The sequence below is a fragment of the Microbacterium sp. BE35 genome (assembly GCF_031457705.1).
GTDB classification, from domain to species: domain Bacteria; phylum Actinomycetota; class Actinomycetes; order Actinomycetales; family Microbacteriaceae; genus Microbacterium; species Microbacterium trichothecenolyticum.
Genome location: NZ_JAVDXD010000001.1, coordinates 103,893 through 123,160, shown reverse-complemented (window position 1 = coordinate 123,160; position 19,268 = coordinate 103,893). Strand labels below are relative to the sequence as shown.

Below are 19,268 nucleotides of genomic sequence, written 5' to 3'. Positions count from 1 at the left end.
CGGCGGTGGTCTCGTTCGTTCACGGCGAACGCTCCACGGCTTAGCACTCGCATGTCGAGAGTGCTAATCTGGTCCCAGTTGAGCCGGTACGGCTCAACTTTCGACGAGAGGAGATAATCATGGCCACCAACGACCCGTTCCGGGACCTCGACCGCCTTGCTGCCGGTCTCTTCGACACGCGCCGCGGCCCCCGCCGCATGCCGATGGACCTGTACCGCGACGGCGACCACTACATCCTGACGGCCGACCTTCCGGGCATCGACCCGGGTTCGGTCGACATCGACGTCGACGGACAGCTGCTGACCATCCGCGCGGAGCGCACGCTGACGAGCGGCGACGACGTCAAGTGGATCACGCGCGAACGAGAGGCGGCGAGCTTCCTGCGCCAGCTCAACCTGGGCCAGGGCATCGACACCGAGCGCATCTCCGCGAGCTACAACAACGGCGTGCTGAGCGTGACGATCCCGGTCAGCGAGAAGGCGAAGCCGCGCAAGATCGAGGTGATGTCCGAGGGCGGCGCGCCGACGATCACGGCGCATGAGTCCGACGCGCCCCAGCCGATCGAGCAGTAGGACCATCCCAGAACGGATGCCTCCCCGCCGACGCGGCGGCGAGGCATCCGTTCTGTCGTCTACGCTCGTGCGGTTCCGGTGAAGTGCCTGCGGCACCGGGCCTGGTAGGACTCGATCCCTCCGACGTGCGCCGGCGCCGGCACGCCGGCATCGCCGGTGGGAGCCTCGGCGATTCGCTGGTGGAACGCGGCGTCTTCGCCGCAGACCGCGCACACGGCGGTGAGCTTTACGACGTCCTCGGCGATCGCCATCAGCGCCGGCAGCGGCTCGAACGGCCGGCCGTCGAACATGACGCACAGCCCTGACACCACCACGGTCACGCCATCGGCGACCAGCCCGTCGACGGCGGGGACGAGGTCGGACCCGAAGAACTGCGCCTCGTCGATGGCGACGAGGTCGAGCCCGCGGCCTTCGACGCCAGCGACGAGCGAGGCTACGTCGGGCACCGAGCGCGAGGGCACGCTCAGCCCGGAGTGGGAGCTCACCAGTCCCGCGCCCCGCCGATCGTCCAGTGCGTGGCTCACCACCTCGACCTCGAGCCCCGCGATGCGCGCGCGGCGGACGCGGCGCAGCAGCTCCTCCGACTTTCCGGCGAACATCGGACCGCACACCACCTGTAGCCGGGACTGCCTGGTCGCACGCATGCCGCCACCCTATGTCCGGTTCTGCGCGAGGCGCATGAGACGACGCGCGAACGACGGTCGCCATGGGCGCCGGGGAGCGAGGACGGCGGATCAGCCCCCCGCGCGGCGTCCTCGCCGCACACGGCCGACCGTCTCCCCGGCGGCGACGCCGGTCAGCACGAGGCCCGCGGCGATCGAGAGGGTGAGCGTGTCGAGCACGCTCGCGGCGGTCGCGAGAAGCGCGAGCGCGAGCACCCCCGCGAGCTGTGCGCGCGCCCAGCGCCGCTCGAGCAGGTGGCGGAAGAGCACCGTGCCCGCGAGGAACAGCATCGGCCCGCCGATGACCGCGATCGCCGCGGCGACGTCGTGGTCGTGCGGGTGCGCGAGGGCGTCCTTGTCGCCCACGCTGATCACGACGATCCCCGCCACGATCGGGAGGTGCATCCACGTGTAGGCGGTGCGTGCCAGGCGACCCGGCGTGTCCGACGCCTCGATGGTCTCGGCGCCGACCCGCTCGCCGTGGTCGAAGTAGATCCACCACGCCGCCGCCGCGGTCGCGAACGCGGTGACGAGCGCGGCCACGGATGCCGGCGACGACTCGGTCTCGGCGAAGACGAAGCCGGTGACGAGCATGCCCTCGCCGAGCGCGATCAGCACGAAGAGCGCGGTCCGTTCGGCGATGTGGGGGCCCGACAGGTCCCAGCGGTCGAGGCGCACCTTGCCGAGGCCGGGGACGGGGAACGCGAGGAGCGTCCCCGCGAGCTCGATCCCGAGCGCGAGCGCCCACAGCGGCAGCTGCCACGGCAGCGGCAGCAGCGCGCCGACCACCCACAACACGGCGCTCGCGACAGTCCAGGCGAGCACCGCGGTGAAGTCCCTCGACACGGCCGGGTCATGGCGCGCGGTCGCCCATACGATGAACGCCGTTCGCCCCACCTGGAGGATGACGTAGGCGATCGCGAAGGCCCAGGCGCGCTCGCCGAAGGCTTCGGCGATCGAGACGCTCATGACCAGCGACACGAACGCGAGCCCGATGACGGCGCCGCGAACCGGCAGCGTCACCGGGTCGAGCCAGTTCGTGACCCAGGTCGTCGACACCCACGCCCACCACAGCGCGCACACCATGATCACGCCCTCGAGTACTCCGAGAGGGCTTTGATTCTCGTAGAGATAGGCCGACAGCTGCGTCAGCGCGAACACGAACACGAGGTCGAAGAAGAGCTCGATGTACGTCACCCGATCGGCGCGCGGAGTGTCCGTCGGCCTCATCACGTTCCGCGTCATCCCGAAGGGCATGCCCCACATCCTGTCATCGCGCGCCGGCGCGACGGCGATCTCGCCCCTGGACGGCGTGCCAGCCGCAGGGGCACTATTCATCTCGTGACGAACAATGCGGAGACGGATGCTGTGAGCGTGCGTGGTCTGCACGTCAGGCGCGGCAAGACGGAGGTCTTCACCGGGCTCGATCTCGATATCCCGCGGGGGCAGATCACCGGACTGCTCGGACCGTCGGGGTGCGGCAAGACCACGCTGATGCGATCGATCGTGGGTGTGCAGAAGGTGGCGGGCGGCGAGGTGACGGTTCTCGGCGAACCCGCCGGTTCGCGCGCGCTGCGCAAGCAGGTCGCGTACGACACGCAGGCGGCCTCGGTCTACGGCGACCTCACCATCCAGCAGAACCTGCGCTATTTCGCGCGTCTGGTCGACGCGCCCCGCACCGACGTCGATCGCGTCATCGAGCAGGTCGGTCTCGCCGACCAGCGTGACCAGACCATCGACTCGCTCTCGGGGGGACAGGAGAGCCGCGTCTCGCTCGCGGTCGCCATGCTCGGGGCGCCCGAGCTGCTCGTGCTCGACGAACCCACGGTGGGCCTGGATCCGCTGCTGCGCGCCGAGCTGTGGGGAGTCTTCCGCGGCCTCGCCGACGCCGGCGCGACGCTCATCGTCTCGAGCCACGTCATGGACGAAGCCCTCCGGTGCGACCGCCTCGTGCTCATGCGCGCGGGCCGGATCATCGCCGACACGACCCCCGACGGGCTCTTCGCCGACACCGGGACGACGGACCCGGATGCCGCGTTCCTCACGCTCATCGAGCGCGACGCCGTTCGCCCAGCCCAGGGACCGGAAGAAGCGGCTCAGGGACCGGCGCCATCGGCCGGTGAGCCTGCCGAACCCCACCCGCTCACGCGTCGTGAGGCGCGCGAGCAGGCCGAGCATGCGCACCACGCGGACGAGGGGAGCACCTCATGAACGGTGTGCTGACGCTCGCGACCGCCGGGCGCGTGTTACGGCAGCTCAGCCACGACCCGCGCTCGATCGCGCTCATGCTCGTGGCGCCGAGTCTGCTCGTCGGCCTGTTCGCGTGGCTGTTCAGCGATCAGGAAGGTGTCTTCGACCAGTTCGGCGGTCCGATCCTGGCGCTGTTCCCCTTCATCGTGATGTTCCTGATCACCTCGATCACGACGCTCCGCGAGCGACGGTCGGGAACCCTCGAGCGCCTCATGACCACGCCCATCGCGAAAGCCGACTTCATCGTCGGCTACGGGCTGGCCTTCGGGCTCATGGCCACGCTGCAGGCGGTCATCACCGTCACCTTCGCGGTGTGGGTGTGCGGGCTCCAGGTCGACGGGCCGCTGTGGCAGCTCGGCCTCGTCGCCGTCGTCGACGCGATCCTCGGCACCGCGCTGGGACTCCTGGCGAGCGCGTTCGCGCGGACCGAGTTCCAGGCGGTGCAGTTCATGCCGCTCATCGTGTTCCCGCAGATCATCCTGGGCGGCCTGTTCATGCCCCGCGAGGACATGCCCGAGGCGCTGTACCAGATCTCGAAGATCCTGCCGCTGAGCTACGCGATCGACACGATCAACGCGGTCACCGACGGCGACGAGGGCTGGGACGTCTTCGGTCCACTGCTCATCGTGGTCGCGTTCGCCGTGGGCGCGCTGATCCTCGCGTCGCTGACCCTTCGGAGGCGGACTCCGTAGCCCGACGGCTCAGCAGCTGGGCCGCTTCTTGCGCAGCTTCGCGGTCAGGTCGCGCAGCTGGGAGAGCTCGTCGTCCGAGAGCAACGACATCCGCTCCGCGATGGCCTTGCCGTGGGCACTGGCGATGCGGCGGAACAAGGAGGCCCCGGCATCCGTCGCGTGCACGAGCGCTCCGCGCCCGTCGTCGGGGTCGGCGCACTTGGTGATCAGTCCGCGCGCGACCATGCGGTCGACGAGCCGTGAGACGCTCGGCTGGCTGATGAGCATGTTCGCAGTCACGTCGCGCAGGCGCGCGGTGAGGTCGTCGGCGCGGGTGACCGTCAGGAGCACGTCGTACTCGGCCTGACTCAGCGTCTCGTCGTCGAAATCGTCGTTGATGTCGCCGAACACCTCGTGCTGCGCGCGGAAGAGACTCTCCCACGCGTCGATGGCGAGACGGCGATCGGTCATAGCGTCAAGATTAGAGCCTCGCACCGACCCTAGGCTGGCCCCATGGCGTCTTCTGCAGTCGGGTCGTGGCGCACGCATCGTCTCGGAGCCGTGGGGCTCGTGCTCGCCCTGCTCGCCGGAGTGCTGCTCGCCGGCCTGAACCCGAGCCCGGCGCACGCGGGCGTCGACGACTTCTCGTTCGAGAGCCTCGACGTGCAGTACCAGCTGGGCCGTGCCGAGGACGGCACCAGCACCCTGACGGTCGTCGAGACGTTCGTGGCGCTGTTCCCCGAGTTCGACCAGAACCGGGGCATGCGCCGCGCCATTCCCGACAGCTACCTGGGCGCACCCCTGCACCCCGAGCTCGTCTCGATCACCGACGAGACCGGCGCGCCCCGCGCGGAGGAGACGGAATCGGAGGACGGCTACTACTCGATGACGTCGCGAGCCGACGACTTCGTCCACGGCCGTCAGACGTACGTCTTCACCTACACGCTCCAGAACGTCACGCACCACTTCGCCGACACCGGGGTCGACGAGTTCTACTGGAACGTCAACGGCGTCGAGTGGCCGCAGCCCTTCGGCCGCATCACCGCGCGCGTGACGATGCCGGCCGACCTCGGGGCCGCGCGAACCGGCGCGCAGGCCTGCTATGTCGGCTACCAAGGCTCGACGCAGACCTGCCCGATCGACGATGCCGACGGGACGACCGTTGCCTCGTCCCTGAACGTGCAGCCGTACCAGACGATGACGATCGCGATCGGGTTCGAGCCCGACACGTTCACCGAATTCGACCCGGGCTACTTCGTGTCGCCGTGGGGCTGGCTGCAGAGCGGGGTGGCCGTGCTCGGACTCGGCACCGCGGTCGCGCTGGCTGCCGTCACCCGCCGTCGTCATCTGCGCGACGAGCCCGGACGCTCCGTCATCATCGCGGAGTACACGCCGCCGCGCGGCATAGACGCCCTCGAGAGCGCCGTGCTGCTCGGCCGCACCACGAAAGCGATCCCGGCCGAGGTGCTCGAGCAGGCGGTGGTGGGCAGCATCCGTATCGAAGAGGGCCCGCCCAAGTGGTTCGGCGGCACGAAGCTGAAGGCCGTGCTGGTGGACCCGTCCCTCGCCGACGGAGACGGACGGATGCTGCTGCCCGGCCTGTTCCCGACGGGCGTGCCGGGCGAGGAGTTCGAATTCGGCCGCTCCGACACGAGGTTCTCGACGACCGCGCAGAAGGTGCTGAAGGCGGCCGCGTCGGAGCTGTCGGCGCGGGGCCTTCGGCGCAAGGTGCCGATCAGCGCGCGGGTGTGGCCGGTCGTGATCGCCATCGTGTCCGCGGTGCTCGTGCTGCTCTTCGGCATCGGTGCGCTGGCGGGCTACGTGACGGCGTGGATGCCGATCCTGCTGATCATCGGATCGGTGCTCGTCGTGCTGCTGGTGGCGGGGATGGTGTCGCGCAAGCCGCTCACCGCCGCCGGCGCCGAGACGCGCGACCACCTGCTCGGGCTGAAGCAGTTCATCGAGTGGGCCGAGGCCGACCGCATCCGCATGCTGCAGTCTCCGCAGGGGGCTGAGCGCGTTCGCGTCGACGTCTCGGACCCGCGCATGAAGCTGAAGCTGTACGAGACCCTGCTGCCGTACGCCGTGGTGTTCGGTCAGGAGAAGAAGTGGGCCGAGGAGCTCGCTGTGCTGTACGGCTCGGGCAACTCCCCGGGCTGGTACTCGGGATCGACCGGATTCAACGCGGCGGCGTTCTCGGCCGGGATCTCGAACCTGTCGACGTCGGCCTCGTCGTCGTCCACGTCCGGCGGGTCGTCGGGCGGCGGCTCGGCGGGCGGCGGCGGTGGCGGAGGCGGTGGCGGGGGCGTCTGATCCGGGATGCTGCTCCTCGGAGACGACGCTCGGCTCAGCCGTCGCGCGGGTGAGAGGGCATCGGTTCCGGCACATGCAGCCGGGTGAGGAACCGGTCCGTCCCGCGCGGGATGCCGCGGCGATCGCCGAGCGAGACGACCACGGTCACGGTCACCGCGACGGGGACGGTCCACGCGGCGGGCTGCTCGAGGAACGGGCGCAGAACGGGGAACCCCGCCGTCACGAGGCCGCCGCCCAGGATCGCGACGCCGGAGAGGATCGCGCCCGTGAGCATGCCCGCGATCGCGCCGCGGGCCGTCAGGCCCCGCCACCAGATGCCGAGCAGCAGCACGGGGCACAGGGTGGACGCGGTGAACGCGAAGACCAGGCCGACGCTGCCGGCGAGCCCGGCCGGCTCGGTGGCCAGCGCGACGACCAGGGGGACGAACGACGAGAGCACGGCCGCGATGCGGAAGCCGCGCACGCTGCCGCCGAGCAGGTCCTGGCTGATGACGCCGGCGAGGGACACGACGAGCCCTGACGACGTGGAGAGGAACGCCGCGAACGCCCCGGCGATGACGAGGGCCGTCAGCACATCGCCGAGAGGCCCGGCGACGAGCCGGCCGGGCAGCAGCAGGATGAGCGCGTCGGCATCGCCCGACTGCGCGAGATCGGGCGCGAACGCGCGGCCGAGGAACCCGAACGCGGTGGGGAACAGATAGAACACCGACAGCAGCACGAGCACGATGACGGTCGTGCGACGTGCCGCGACGCCGTCGGGGTTCGTGTAGAAGCGCACGAGCACGTGGGGGAGTCCGAGGGTGCCGAGCAGCAGCGCCACCATGAGCGACACCGTGCGGTAGACCTCGAGGTCGCCCGGTCCGGCGCTCGGCGGGAACGCCTCGACCGGAGGCAGTGCGGGCTCGACGCCGCCGGCGAGGAGGAGGATCGCGACCACCGGGATGGCGAGCGCCGTGAGCTTCAGCCAGAACTGGAACGCCTGCACGAAGGTGATCGAGCGCATGCCGCCCGCCGCGACCACGACCGCGACGATGACCGCGACGGCGAGCGACCCCACCCAGGAGGGCAGACCGGTCGTGATCCGCACCGTGAGGGCCGCGCCCTGCAGCTGGGGCACGATGTAGAACCACCCGATGACGATCACGAGCGTGCTCGTCACGCGCCGAGCCCACAGCGAGTCCAGCCGCGCCTCGGTGAAGTCGGGGATCGTGTACGCCCCCGAGCGGCGCAGGGGTGCGGCCACGAACAGCAGCAGCATGAGGTATCCCGCCGCGTACCCGATCGGGAACCACAGCGCCGACGAGCCGGTGAGAAGGATGAGGCCGCCGATGCCCAGGAACGACGCGGCCGACAGGTATTCGCCGCCGATCGCCGACGCGTTCCACCAGGGACGCACGGTGCGGCTCGCGACGTAGAAGTCGCTCGTCGTGCGCGACACCCGCAGGCCGTAGAAGCCGATCAGCGCCGACGCGACGGCAACGGCGGCGATGGCGACGTAGCCGATCGCGGCGTTCACTCGTCCTCCGCGAGCGCCCGGTACCGGGCCTCGTTGCGCGTCGCCGTGCGCACGTACAGTCCGCCGACGGTGATGGCGAGCGGGTACACGCCGGCCCCCAGCAGCAGCCACGACAGCGGCACGCCGAGGACGAACGTCGTGTCGAGCTGGGGCACGAGCGCGATGGCGAGCACGAACAGGGCGGTGGCGACGACGAACCCCAGTGCGAACACGATCCCGAGCCGCAGCTGCGAGCGGATCAGCGAGCGCACGTACACGCCGGCGATGTCGCTCGTGGGTCCTCCATCCGCCTCCCGCGACGCGGAACCGACGGATGCGGCAGGGGAGCCCGCGTGCGGAGCTGTGACGCGTACCCGGCCCGGGGCGGGCGGCTGCCGGTCGGAGGGTGTGTCGGCGTCGCTCGTGGTCATGAGCGGGGCCGGATCGTCGTCGACTCCAGCCTCTCGCGGAGCGCCGGCAGGCACCGCCTGCTCACCGGCAGCTCGGCGCCGCCCACCGTGACGCTCGGGTGGTCGCCCCCGAGCCGGAGGCGCGCGAGGTGGGGGATCGCGACGAGGTAGGAGCGATGGATCCGCACGAACGCGTCGGACCACTGCCGCTCGAGATCCGACATCGGCACGCGCACGAGGTAGCTCGCCTCCTCGGTGTGCAGCCGCGCGTAGTCGCCCTGAGCCTGCACGTAGCGCACCTCGTCGCGCCGGATCATGCGCGTCGTGCCGCCGAGCGTGACGGCGATGAGCTCCGGCTGGGCGGCGGCCGCGGCATCCGTCGCCGGCGCAGCCTGCGCTTTCATCGCCTCGATGACGCGCGTGACCGAGCGGTGAAGCCGTTCGGTGCGCACAGGCTTGAGCAGGTAGTCCACCGCCGCGAGGTCGAAGGCCTCGAGGGCGCTCTCCTCGTCGGCCGTCACGAAGACGAGGGCCGGCCGACGCTCGAACCGCTGCAGGGCGCGCGCGAGGTCGAAGCCGCTCAGACCGGGCATGTGGATGTCGAGGAATGCGGCGTCGACGCTCTCCCGCGTGAGCAGCCGGATCGCTTCGGCCCCCGAGGGCGCCTGGTGGATGACGCCGATGCGCGGGTCCTGACCGAGCAGGAACGCGAGCTCCTCGATCGCGGGCTGCTCGTCGTCGGCGATGAGGACGGAGATCACGGTTCGCGCCTTCCCTCGGGCCGCTCGAGGGTCGCCGTCGCACGCACGGGACCGGTGGATGCCGCGACCCGGCCGGGCTGCGACTTCGGCACCCGCATCCGCACCAGCGTTCCCGCACCCACGTTCGTGTCCACGACCAGCCCGTGTTCGTCGCCGTAAACCTGCCGGAGCCGTGCGTCGACGTTGCGCAGACCCACGTGCTCGCCCGGCGCACCGCCGGCGAGTGCGCGCTCGAGCACGACCGGGTCGATGCCGACGCCGTCGTCCTCGACGCTGATCTCGGCGAACGCTCCCAGATCCGAGGCCTCGATCGTGATGCGTCCGCCGCCCTCCTTGCCCTCGAGCCCGTGGCGGACCGCGTTCTCGACGAGGGGCTGGATCGACAGGAACGGCACCACCGTCGACAGCACCTCGGGCGCGATCTGCAGGGTGACCCTCAGGCGGTCGCCGAAGCGCGCGCGCTCGAGCTTCAGGTAGCTGTCGATAGAGCGGAGCTCCTCGGCGACGGTCGTGAAGTCGCCGTGCCGGCGGAACGAGTACCGCGTGAAGTCGGCGAACTCGAGGACGAGCTCGCGCGCCTTCGCGGGGTCGGTGTTGATGAAGGAGGCGATCGCGTTGAGCGAGTTGTAGATGAAGTGCGGGCTGATCTGCGCGCGGAGCGCGCGGACCTCGGCCTCGGCGAGCGCGGTCCTCGACGCGTCGAGCTCGCCGAGCTCCACCTGGGCGGCCACCCAGTCCGCCACCTCGCCGGTCGCGCGCACGAGCCCGGCCCGCACGCGCGGCGCGAACGCGACGATGGCCCCCGCGGGCACGCCGCCGGCGAGGATCGGTGCGGCGACGGCATCCGTCTCCCGTTCGCCGATCCGCGCCCGTCGTTGCATCTGTGTGCGGCCCGACGCGCGGGCTTCGGCGGCCAGCCGCCCGGCGATCTCGCGCACGGCGTCGTCGCCCTCGACGGTCACCTGCCCCGACGGGTCGACGAGCGCGAGCGTGTCGCACCCGAGGAGGGCCCTGAGGTGGCGACCGGCGCGGGTCGCGTCGCCCTCGGCGATGCCCCCGCGCAGGTGCTTGGCGGCCCGGCTCGCCAGGTGGAGGGTCTGGTACGTCGCCTGCTCGACGTCGGTGCCGAGCTCCTTCGATGCCACCACGATGCGCCGGAGCAGGATCACGACGCCGACCGCGAGAGCCCCGGCGACGACGCCGGCGGCAGCGGCGAGCAGCATCGACTCGGGCATGCGGCCAGCGTAGCCGTCGTTCGTCGTCCGTCGGCCGCCGTTCGTCGCACCATGGGCGCCGCTCACCGACGACGAACGGCGACGGCCCCCGGCCCCACCGGCCGAAGACGAGCATGGTCGCACTGTCAACGCAGCGGCGCGGCCGACGGGCGCGCCGATCCCGCTCGAAGGAGAGACGCCCATGGGCAACGAAGCCCCCAGCGCCGCGACGGACCTCGCAGAGGTCGACTACAGCGCGGTCCAAGCATCACCCGAATTCCAACGGCTCCGGCGCACACACCGCAGCTTCGTCTTCCCGGTGCTGGGCGCGTGCCTGGCCTGGTACTTCGCGTACGTCCTCCTCGCCAGCTACGCCCACGACTTCATGTCGATCCGGGTGTTTGGCAGCGTCAACATCGCGATGGTCCTCGGCATGGCGCAGGTCGTCACGACCTTCGCCGTCACGACCTGGTACGTCCACTACGCCAACAAGCGCCTCGACCCGCTCGCGGAGGAGATCCGCGACGAGATCGAGACCGGCGAGTTCGAGAAGGCAGGGGAGGCGCGCTGATGCGGCACTTCGGAGAGGCGGCGACCACGTCGCCCGGTGAGCCCTGGCTCAACATCGCGATCTTCGGCGCGTTCGTCGCGGTCACGATGGTGATCGTGTTCCGCGCCAGCCGGAACAACAAGACCGCGGCGGACTACTACGCCGCCGGTCGCTCGTTCACGGGCGGCCAGAACGGCTCCGCGATCGCGGGCGACTACTTGTCGGCGGCGTCGTTCCTCGGCATCGTCGGCGCGATCGCGATGACCGGCTACGACGGGTTCCTCTACTCGATCGGCTTCCTCGTCGCCTGGCTCGTCGCGCTCCTGCTCGTCGCGGAGCTGCTGCGCAACACCGGCAAGTTCACGATGGCCGACGTGCTGTCGTTCCGCCTCAAGCAGCGCCCGGTGCGCATCGCCGCGGCGACGACGACGCTCGTCGTCTGCTTCTTCTACCTGCTCGCGCAGATGGCGGGCGCCGGTGGCCTGGTGTCGCTGCTGCTCGGCATCGGCGACCAGCTCGGCCAGGCCGTCGTCATCACGGTGGTGGGCGCGCTGATGATCCTCTACGTGCTCATCGGCGGCATGAAGGGCACCACCTGGGTGCAGATCATCAAGGCCGTACTCCTCATCGCGGGCGCCGGTGTGATGACGGTCTGGGTGCTCGCGCTCAACGGCTTCGACTTCTCGGCGCTGCTCGACAAGGCCGTGGCCGTCGCCGAGAACCCGGCGATCCTCGACCCGGGCCTCAAGTACGGCGTCTCGGACACCTCGAAGATCGACTTCCTGTCGCTGGGTCTCGCCCTCGTGCTCGGCACCGCGGCCCTGCCGCACGTGCTGATGCGCTTCTACACCGTGCCCACGGCGAAGGAGGCGCGCAAGTCCGTCGTCTGGGCCATCTGGCTCATCGGCATCTTCTACGTCTTCACGCTGGTCCTCGGCTATGGCGCCGCCGCTCTCGTCGGGCCGGCGGTCATCGCCGCGGCACCCGGCGGCCCGAACTCGGCCGCTCCTCTGCTCGCGTTCTCGCTGGGCGGACCGCTGCTGCTCGGCCTCATCTCGGCGATCGCCTTCGCGACGATCCTCGCGGTCGTCGCGGGCCTCACGATCACCGCCGCCGCGTCGTTCGCGCACGACATCTACGCGTCGGTCGTCAAGAAGGGCAAGCCCGAACCCGGCGCCGAGGTGAAGGTCGCGCGGCGCACGGTGGTCATCATCGGCATCGTCGCGATCATCGGCGGCATCGGAGCGAACGGTCAGAACGTCGCGTTCCTCGTGGCCCTCGCCTTCGCCGTCGCGGCCTCCGCGAACCTCCCGACGATCGTGTACTCGCTGTTCTGGAAGCGGTTCACGACCAAGGGCGCTCTGTGGAGCATGTACGGCGGTCTCGCCTCGGCGATCCTGCTCATCGTGTTCTCGCCGGTGGTCTCGGGCTCCGAGACGTCGATGCTGAAGACCGACGCGATCGACTTCGCGTGGTTCCCGTTGTCGAACCCCGGCATCATCTCGATCCCGCTCGCCTTCTTCCTGGGCTGGATCGTGAGCGTGCTCGACAAGACGCAGGAGGACCCGAAGAAGCAGTCCGAGATGGAGGTCCGCTCGCTCACCGGCATCGGCGCCGAGAAGGCGGTCAGCCACTAGAGCAAAGGGCAAGAGTAAGGGCCGGTCGGAGAGGCTACCGACCGGCCCTTTTTCCCTTGCACCAAGAGTGTCCTGCAATCACATGCCGGTAGCTGCCACAGCAAAACAACTACCGTGCGAGCACTCTATAACGGCCAGATAACGCTGACAAGCGTTTTCTGTGATCTTTTCGTGATCTTCCCAGGTGCGCCCGGATCCTGGATGCACGGGTGCCGACGGTCATCGCCAGTGGTCGACCGGGCGTGGCAGATGTCCTGGCCAGCGGACAAAAGTGAAGGGCCGGTCGGAGAGGCTACCGACCGGCCCTTGTCCCTTGCACCAAGAGTGTCCTGCAATCACATGCCGGTAGCTGCCACAGCAAAACAACTACCGTGCAAGCACTCTATAACGGCCAGATAACGCTGGCAAGAGGTCGTTGTTATGTTTCCGTGATCGATTTCCTGAGTGCCCTCGCCTGGTGGCGACGAGGGCCCTTGACCGGGGCGTTCAGATGTGTACAGTGTCAACATACGCACTCGACACTCGGAGGTTCCGATGCAGAGCTCGACCCAGAACGCCCTTCCGCCCGTCGTCGATGCCGAGCAATGGCGACGCGAGCTCGATGAGCTCCGCGTGCGCGAGAAGGCGGCGACGCGCGAGCTCGACGCCATCGCGGCGCAGCGCAGGAGGCTGCCGATGGTGGAGATGCCGGACTACACGCTGATGGGCGAGTACGGCCCGGTGCGCCTCGTCGACGTGTTCGAGGGAAAGTCGCAGCTCATCGTGTACAACCACATGTGGTTCGAGGGGAAGCAGTGGCACTGCCCGGGCTGCACCGGCTACACCTCGCAGTTCACGCGGCTCGACTTCCTCGACGCGTACGACGCCCGCTTCGTCATCGTGACGCAGGGGCCGATCGACGAAGCGCTCGAGTACAAGGAGCGCACGGGCAACCGCATGGACTGGTACTCCACCGCCGGGAGTCCGTTCGGCGCCGACGTCGACGCGCCCGCCGGCGGAGGTTTCGCGGTGAACGTCTTCCTCCGCGACGGCGACACCGTGTACCGCACGTGGCACACGAACGGCCGGGGCACCGAGCAGTTGAGCCACACGTTCCCGCTGATCGATGTGCTCCCGTACGGCCGTCAGGAGGAATGGCAGGACTCGCCCGAGGGCTGGCCGAAGACCGACGCATACGACGGATGGTTCACGTCGCAGAAGGTCGCGGAGCTGTACGGGCCGGGCGCGCACGCGCACGCCTGAATGCCGGATGCCGCACCCCGCGACTGCGGCCGGGGTGCGGCATCCGTTGTTCAGAGTGGCTGATCAGTACCAGTCGGTGGCCTGCGAGTGGCCCCACGCGGCGCACGGCGTGCCGTAGGAGCCCGCGATGTAGCCGAGGCCCCACGCGATCTGGGTGGCGGCGTTGGTCTGCCAGTCGGCTCCGGCGCTGGCCATCTTGTTGCCGGGAAGCGACTGCGGGATGCCCGTCGCGCCGCTTCCGGCGTTGTAGGCCTGGTAGTTCCAGCTCGATTCCTTGTTCCAGAGCGACTCGAGGCACGAGAACTGGCCGTCGCCCCACCCGTACTGCGAGGCGGCCATCTGGCGCGCGGTCGCTTTGGCGCCCTCGGGGGTGTTCGCGGCGGCGAGCGCGGCGGCGGCCTCTTCCGCCTGGCGCTGCGCCTCTGCGGCAGCGGCTGCGGCTGCGGCTGCCGCCTCCTCTGCGGCCTTCTTCTCCTTGGCAGCGGCGAGGTGCTCGCGGAGCTCTGTCACGCGGGCCTTCACCGTCTCGGTGGCGCCGCTCGCTTCGGCGGTGAGCCCCGGAACGAGGAGCATCGGAACGAGGTCGAGCTTCGCGAGCCGGTCGGCCGCCTGCTCGAGGCCGGCGGTGGCGACGGAGGTGTCGTCGATGCCCAGGTCGAGGCCTGCGGCGGCGATGTCGGCGGTGACCGAGGCGGCGTCGCTCAGCGCGACGCGAGCCGACAGGAGGGTGCTCTGCGCATCGGAGCGGATATCGCGGAACGAATCAGCGGTCGCTTCGGGCGCGGTGGCGGACGCGATCGCCGAGGCGGCCAGCGGCGCGGCGGCGGCGAGTGCCGGAGAAGCGAGCGTGAGGCCCGTCGTGAGGAGCACGCCGAGCGCGGCTCCGGTGGCGACGGCGGGCACGAAGAAGCGGCGGCGTGAACGGCGGGCAGGCGTGAGTGACTGGTCTGAATGCATGACGAACGTACGATCCTTCGGGTTTCGCGCCGCGGGTATCGGCGCCTGCGCGCCTTCGGGTCGGACGCACAAGTCCCCGAGTCTGCCTCATGGTGTCTGGACGGTTCCCGGTGTTTTCCTGGACGGAACGTGAGAGCGCTTTTGCGGGAAAGGCCTGATCGGAGGATGAGAATGTTCTCACGCGGAAGCCTCGGTGAGCCTTAAATGCGTGCTGGAGACTGTGAATCGCGATTCACTTAAAGCTTGCCTGGAGCCGGCAGGATGGTGCATGCTGGCGGCAGCAACGGCGCACCTGGAGGCACCCATGACGTTGACCGCAGCGCAGCGGGCGACATTCGAGTCCATCTTCGACACCTTCGCTCCCGGCGACGGCAACGGAATCCCCTCGGCCAGCCGGCTGGGTGCGGTTGCGATCGCCGAGGGCATGCTCGAGGCGAATCCCCGCAAGGGGGAGGCGGAACTCCTCGCCCGCGTGCTCTCGCTGTGGGACACGCCCCTCGGCGGCGTGCTCCTCGGCATCGGCCCGCGCCGGTTCTCGACGCTGCCGGCCGCGAAGCGCGAGGCGGCGCTCATCGCCCTGTCGGACTCGCGCGTGCCCCTCAAGCGCGTGCTGTTTCAGAACCTGAAGTCCGCGGCGATGCTGTCGTACTACGTCGCCCCCGGAGCTGACGGCGCCTCACCCCTCTGGGCGTCCATGGGCTACCCAGGTCCTCCCGGCCCCCGCGCCGACGCGGCGACGCCGCCGCTGCACCCGCAGACACCGGAGTCCGACCTCGCGCTCGCGTGCGACGTGGTCGTCGTGGGCTCTGGCGCGGGCGGCGGGACGGCGGCTGCGGTGCTCGCGGCGCAGGGGCTCGACGTGATCGTGCTCGAGAAGGGCGCCTACTACGACGATCGCGACTTCGACGGAAGCGAGCTCGGCGGCCTCGCCCGCCTCTACGCGCCCGGGCCTTCCGCCACCGCCGAGGGGCAGCTCAGCATCCTGTCGGCGCAATGCCTCGGCGGCGGCACCGTCGTGAACTTCTCGACCTCGTTCCGCACGCCCGACCACGTGCGCGAGGAGTGGGCCGCGCACGGGGTGCCGCAGTTCACGACGCCCGAGTACGACGTCGCACTCGATCAGGTGTGGGCACGGCTCGGCGTCAACGGCGCCTACAGCGAGCCCTCTGCGCGCGACCGCATCATGGAGCGAGGGCTCATCGACCTCGGTTGGCACGTCGGCGTGCTCGAGCGCAACGTCGTCGGCTGCGACACGGGCCCCGAGTGCGGCCGCTGCGGCTACGGGTGCCGCATCGGCGCGAAGCAGTCGGTGACCAAGACGTGGCTGACGGATGCCGAGACCGCCGGTGCGCGGCTCTACACCGGCGTCGACGTGCGAAAGGTCGACACCGCGGCGGGGCGGGCGACCGGCGTGTCGGGCCGCACCGCCGCCGGCCACAACGTCACGGTGCGTGCCCGCGCGGTCGTGGCCGCCGGCGGAGCCGTCCAGACGCCGGCGCTGCTGCGTCGCTCCGGATTGACGAACCCGAACATCGGCAAGCATCTGCGTCTGCACCCGGCGACGGCGGTGTGGGCGGAGTTCGACGAGGAGGTGCGCCCCTGGGAGGGCGCCATGCAGGCGCGCTACTCCGCCGAGCACGCCGACCTCGACGGCTCGGGCTACGGCGCCGTGTACGAGACCGCGGCGGCCAACCCCGGGCTGTCGGTCGCGTTCCAGTCGTGGCGGGGAGCGCGGCCCCACCTCGACGTGATGAAGCGCCTCGCGCACTACTCGAGCGTCGGCGTGATCACGCGGGACCAGGACGCGGGCGAGGTGCGTGTCGACAAGTCCGGGGAGCCGACGATGCACTACCTGCTGTCGGCCCGCGACGCCGCACGCGTTCAGGCAGGGGTGGCGGGTGCCGCCCGAATCCTCGAGGCGGCCGGCGCGCTGCGCATGTTCTCGGGGCACCAGGCAGGCATCGAGTGGACCCGCGCCGGCGGCGAGCCCCTCGACGCCTTCATCGCGCGCTGCGCTGCGGCGGGTTACGGTCCGGGCCGGTGCTCCATGGCGGCGCTGCACATCATGGGGTCCGCGCGCATGGGCGGCTCCGCTTCCACGAGCGCGGTCGACCCCGACGGCGCCACGTGGGAGGTGCCGAACCTCGTCGTCGCGGACGCCTCGACGTTCCCCACGGCCTCCGGCGTCAACCCGATGATCTCGATCGAGGCCATCGCGTACATGACGGCGACCCGCCTCGCCGGTCGCCTGCAGGCGTAGCTGCGGGAGCATCCGCCACGAAAAGTCCTGGCCCGGGGGCATACCGGGCCGCCGCCTACCCGTTCATGGTGCCCCTCGGCCTGCACTGGCCGATCAACGCGATCATGCTCCTGAACATCCAGACGCTCGGGTACGACTTCATCCAGGGCCCGATGGGTGCGTGGAACTTCGCATGCTTCGGTGCGACCGCCGGTGTGCTCGTGCTCTCGCTCCGCCACCGTGACACCCAGATGCGGCAGACGGCGACCGGCGCGCTCGCCGCAGGCCTGCTGGGCGGCATCTCGGAGCCGTCGCTGTACCGCATCCATCTGCGGTTCAAGCGGATCTATCCGCGCATGCTCGTGGGCTGCTTCGTCGGCGGTCTCACGATCGGCATCGGCAGCCTGATCATGGGTCTTCCCGACGGGGTCACCGGGCCCGGGCGCGGCCATCGAGCCGGTCGGCGACACCGTGTTCTCGCCGGGAGCGGGGGTGATCGTCGCGGCCCAGCCGACCGGGCACGCGTTCGGCATCGTCCTCGACGGCGTGCGGCCTACTCGCGATGCGCGGCGTAGTAGGCGAGGAGCGCGCGGGTCGAGGCATCCTGCGCGGCGATCGCCGCCTCGTCGCCCTCGATGGCCGGCGCGATCTGCAGAGCCAGCTGCTTGCCGAGCTCGACTCCCCATTGGTCGAACGAGTTGACGCCCCAGATCACGCCCTGCGTGAACGTGATGTGCTCGTACAGCGCGACGAGCTGGCCGAGCGCGGCGGGCGTGAGCGCCGGAGCGAAGATCGACGTCGTCGGCTTGTTGCCCGCGAACGTGCGCGCGGCGACGAGGGCCCCGGTGGTGCCTTCGGCCTCGACCTCTTCGGCCGTCTTGCCGAAGGCGAGCGCCTTGGTCTGCGCGAGGAAGTTCGACAGGAACAGGCCGTGCACGTCGCGGCCGCCGTCCTCGAGCGCGTAGGCGGGGTTGGCGAAGGCGATGAAGTCGGCCGGGATGAGGCGCGTGCCCTGGTGGATCAGCTGGTAGAACGCGTGCTGACCGTTGGTGCCGGGCTCGCCCCAGAACACCTCGCCGGTGTCGGTGGTGACAGGGGAGCCGTCCCAGCGGACGGACTTGCCGTTGGACTCCATGGTCAGCTGCTGCAGGTACGCGGCGAAGCGCGAGAGCTGCTGGGCGTAGGGGAGCACCGCGTGCGACTGGGCGCCGAGGAAGTTCGAGTACCAGATGTTGAGGAGGCCCATCAGCACCGGCACGTTGCGCTCGAGCGGCGTGCTCGCCACGTGCTCGTCGACCGCGTGGAATCCGGCGAGCAGCTCGCGGAACACGTCGGGGCCGAGCTCGATCATGAGCGAGAGACCGATGGCCGAGTCCACGGAGTAGCGGCCGCCGACCCAGTCCCAGAAGCCGAACGCGTTGTCGGTGTCGATGCCGAACGCGGCGACCTTGTCGAGAGCGGTCGAGACGGCGACGAAGTGGTGGGCCACAGTATCCGTCCTCGCCTCATCCGAGCCGTCGATCGCACCCGACGCCGCGAGGCCGGCCCACAGCCAGTCGCGCGCGAGGCGGGCGTTGGTCAGCGTCTCGAGCGTGGTGAAGGTCTTCGACGCGACGATGAACAGCGTCGTCTCGGGGTCGAGGTCCTTCGTCTTGTTCGCGAGGTCGAACGGGTCGATGTTCGACACGAAGCGGGCCTGGATGCCGGCGGTGGCATACGGCTCGAGGGCCGCCGAGATCATGACCGGACCGAGGTCCGAGCCGCCGATGCCGATGTTGACGATGTGCGTGACCTTCTTGCCGGTCACGCCCTGCCACTCGCCCGAGCGCACGCGATCGGCGAAGGCAGTCATGGCGGTGAGCACCGATTGCACATCGGCGTCGACGTCCTGGCCGTCCACGACGAGCGCGGGCGCGGCGCCCGCGGGCCGCCGCAGCGCGGTGTGGAGCACCGCTCGGTCCTCAGTGGTGTTGATGTGCTCGCCGGCGAGCATCGCGGCGTAGCGCTCGGCGACCCCGGTCTCTTCGGCGAGCTTCACGAGCGCCGCGAGGATCTCGTCGGTCACGAGGTTCTTCGACAGGTCGACGTGCAGGTCGGCGAGCTCGAAGCTCAGACGCTCGGCGCGACGCGGATCGATGGCGAACCAGTCGCGCAGATCGGGGGCGAACGAGTCGCGGATCGAGCTGAGCTCGGCCCAGGCGGAGGTGGTGGTGGCATCGATGGGAGCTGTCACGCACCCCAAGGTACCCGCGCGGGTGCGCGCGTTGGTTACGCGTTACTCACCGACGGCCCGCC

The 19,268-nt window shown here is 70.2% G+C and carries 18 protein-coding genes and 1 pseudogene; 10 read left to right on the top strand and 9 right to left on the bottom strand.

What is annotated here, in order from left to right; translation table 11 throughout:
- The first annotated feature begins 119 nt into the window (after positions 1 to 119).
- Positions 120 to 572, top strand: coding sequence for an Hsp20/alpha crystallin family protein (locus J2Y46_RS00610; protein ID WP_045297761.1), 453 nt, complete (start codon positions 120 to 122; stop codon positions 570 to 572).
- 59 nt (positions 573 to 631) lie between these two features.
- On the opposite strand, the gene J2Y46_RS00605 is transcribed toward J2Y46_RS00610, so the two are convergent.
- Both J2Y46_RS00605 and J2Y46_RS00600 read right to left on the bottom strand, forming a co-directional pair.
- Positions 632 to 1,216, bottom strand: coding sequence for a thymidine kinase (locus J2Y46_RS00605; protein WP_045297760.1), 585 nt, complete (start codon positions 1,214 to 1,216; stop codon positions 632 to 634).
- Positions 1,217 to 1,306: 90 nt separating this feature from the next.
- Positions 1,307 to 2,431 (bottom strand): low temperature requirement protein A, encoded by a 1,125-nt coding sequence (locus tag J2Y46_RS00600; protein ID WP_310239516.1) that lies wholly within the window; start codon positions 2,429 to 2,431, stop codon positions 1,307 to 1,309.
- Here J2Y46_RS00600 and J2Y46_RS00595 point away from each other — a divergent pair.
- Genes J2Y46_RS00595 through J2Y46_RS00585 form a run of 3 tightly spaced genes read left to right on the top strand, consistent with a single transcriptional unit; the run spans position 2,421 to position 4,176 of the window.
- Positions 2,421 to 2,579 (top strand): hypothetical protein, encoded by a 159-nt coding sequence (locus J2Y46_RS00595; protein WP_169748677.1) that lies wholly within the window; start codon positions 2,421 to 2,423, stop codon positions 2,577 to 2,579. The genes J2Y46_RS00600 and J2Y46_RS00595 overlap by 11 nt on opposite strands.
- Complete coding sequence (locus J2Y46_RS00590) at positions 2,576 to 3,445, top strand: ABC transporter ATP-binding protein (protein WP_211255875.1); 870 nt, start codon at positions 2,576 to 2,578, stop codon at positions 3,443 to 3,445. The genes J2Y46_RS00595 and J2Y46_RS00590 overlap by 4 nt, the downstream gene beginning before the upstream one ends.
- Positions 3,442 to 4,176, top strand: coding sequence for an ABC transporter permease (locus J2Y46_RS00585; RefSeq protein WP_045297759.1), 735 nt, complete (start codon positions 3,442 to 3,444; stop codon positions 4,174 to 4,176). The genes J2Y46_RS00590 and J2Y46_RS00585 overlap by 4 nt, the downstream gene beginning before the upstream one ends.
- Positions 4,177 to 4,185: 9 nt before the next feature.
- Here the strand turns inward: J2Y46_RS00585 and J2Y46_RS00580 are convergent, their stop codons facing one another.
- Positions 4,186 to 4,626, bottom strand: a complete 441-nt coding sequence (locus tag J2Y46_RS00580) for a MarR family winged helix-turn-helix transcriptional regulator (protein ID WP_045297758.1) — start codon at positions 4,624 to 4,626, stop codon at positions 4,186 to 4,188.
- 42 nt (positions 4,627 to 4,668) lie between these two features.
- Here J2Y46_RS00580 and J2Y46_RS00575 point away from each other — a divergent pair, with 42 nt between their 5' ends.
- Positions 4,669 to 6,468 carry a DUF2207 domain-containing protein gene (locus J2Y46_RS00575; protein ID WP_310239509.1) on the top strand — a complete coding sequence of 600 codons (1,800 nt, stop codon included), beginning with the start codon at positions 4,669 to 4,671 and terminating at the stop codon, positions 6,466 to 6,468.
- Between the two features lie 34 nt (positions 6,469 to 6,502).
- Here J2Y46_RS00575 and J2Y46_RS00570 read toward each other — a convergent pair whose 3' ends face one another.
- Genes J2Y46_RS00570 through J2Y46_RS00555 form a run of 4 tightly spaced genes read right to left on the bottom strand, consistent with a single transcriptional unit; the run spans position 6,503 to position 10,369 of the window.
- Complete coding sequence (locus J2Y46_RS00570) at positions 6,503 to 7,984, bottom strand: cation acetate symporter (protein ID WP_045297755.1); 1,482 nt, start codon at positions 7,982 to 7,984, stop codon at positions 6,503 to 6,505.
- A complete protein-coding gene (locus J2Y46_RS00565) occupies positions 7,981 to 8,394 on the bottom strand; it encodes a hypothetical protein (RefSeq protein WP_310239506.1) in 414 nt (137 codons plus the stop codon). The genes J2Y46_RS00570 and J2Y46_RS00565 overlap by 4 nt, the downstream gene beginning before the upstream one ends.
- Positions 8,391 to 9,134, bottom strand: a complete 744-nt coding sequence (locus tag J2Y46_RS00560) for a LytTR family DNA-binding domain-containing protein (protein ID WP_045297753.1) — start codon at positions 9,132 to 9,134, stop codon at positions 8,391 to 8,393. Before J2Y46_RS00560 ends, J2Y46_RS00565 begins: the two co-directional genes overlap by 4 nt.
- Positions 9,131 to 10,369, bottom strand: coding sequence for a histidine kinase (locus tag J2Y46_RS00555; protein WP_310239499.1), 1,239 nt, complete (start codon positions 10,367 to 10,369; stop codon positions 9,131 to 9,133). Before J2Y46_RS00555 ends, J2Y46_RS00560 begins: the two co-directional genes overlap by 4 nt.
- Positions 10,370 to 10,550: 181 nt before the next feature.
- Between J2Y46_RS00555 and J2Y46_RS00550 the strand changes: the two genes are divergently transcribed.
- The 3 genes from J2Y46_RS00550 to J2Y46_RS00540 all read left to right on the top strand — a co-directional run bounded on the left by J2Y46_RS00550 (position 10,551) and on the right by J2Y46_RS00540 (position 13,777).
- A complete protein-coding gene (locus tag J2Y46_RS00550; protein ID WP_045297750.1) occupies positions 10,551 to 10,919 on the top strand; it encodes a DUF485 domain-containing protein in 369 nt (122 codons plus the stop codon).
- Positions 10,919 to 12,535: a sodium:solute symporter family transporter gene (locus J2Y46_RS00545; RefSeq protein ID WP_310239493.1), complete on the top strand. Its 1,617-nt coding sequence runs from the start codon at positions 10,919 to 10,921 to the stop codon at positions 12,533 to 12,535. The genes J2Y46_RS00550 and J2Y46_RS00545 overlap by 1 nt, the downstream gene beginning before the upstream one ends.
- Before the next feature lie 534 nt (positions 12,536 to 13,069).
- On the top strand, positions 13,070 to 13,777 hold the full coding sequence (locus tag J2Y46_RS00540; RefSeq protein WP_045297748.1) for a DUF899 family protein: 708 nt from the start codon (positions 13,070 to 13,072) through the stop codon (positions 13,775 to 13,777).
- Between the two features lie 63 nt (positions 13,778 to 13,840).
- Here the strand turns inward: J2Y46_RS00540 and J2Y46_RS00535 are convergent, their stop codons facing one another.
- Positions 13,841 to 14,734, bottom strand: coding sequence for an outer membrane phospholipase A (locus J2Y46_RS00535; RefSeq protein ID WP_045297747.1), 894 nt, complete (start codon positions 14,732 to 14,734; stop codon positions 13,841 to 13,843).
- Between the two features lie 304 nt (positions 14,735 to 15,038).
- Here J2Y46_RS00535 and J2Y46_RS00530 point away from each other — a divergent pair, with 304 nt between their 5' ends.
- Together J2Y46_RS00530 and J2Y46_RS00525 are read left to right on the top strand one after the other, a co-directional pair.
- The gene (locus J2Y46_RS00530; RefSeq protein ID WP_310239488.1) at positions 15,039 to 16,994 is read left to right on the top strand and encodes a GMC family oxidoreductase; all 1,956 of its coding nucleotides are present in this window, start codon (positions 15,039 to 15,041) and stop codon (positions 16,992 to 16,994) included.
- 53 nt (positions 16,995 to 17,047) lie between these two features.
- Positions 17,048 to 17,374: pseudogene (locus J2Y46_RS00525) on the top strand (PTS transporter subunit EIIC); the annotation flags it as partial.
- Positions 17,375 to 17,526: 152 nt separating this feature from the next.
- On the opposite strand, the gene pgi reads toward J2Y46_RS00525, so the two are convergent.
- Complete coding sequence (pgi, locus tag J2Y46_RS00520; RefSeq protein WP_310239486.1) at positions 17,527 to 19,206, bottom strand: glucose-6-phosphate isomerase; 1,680 nt, start codon at positions 19,204 to 19,206, stop codon at positions 17,527 to 17,529.
- Positions 19,207 to 19,268: the final 62 nt, after the last annotated feature.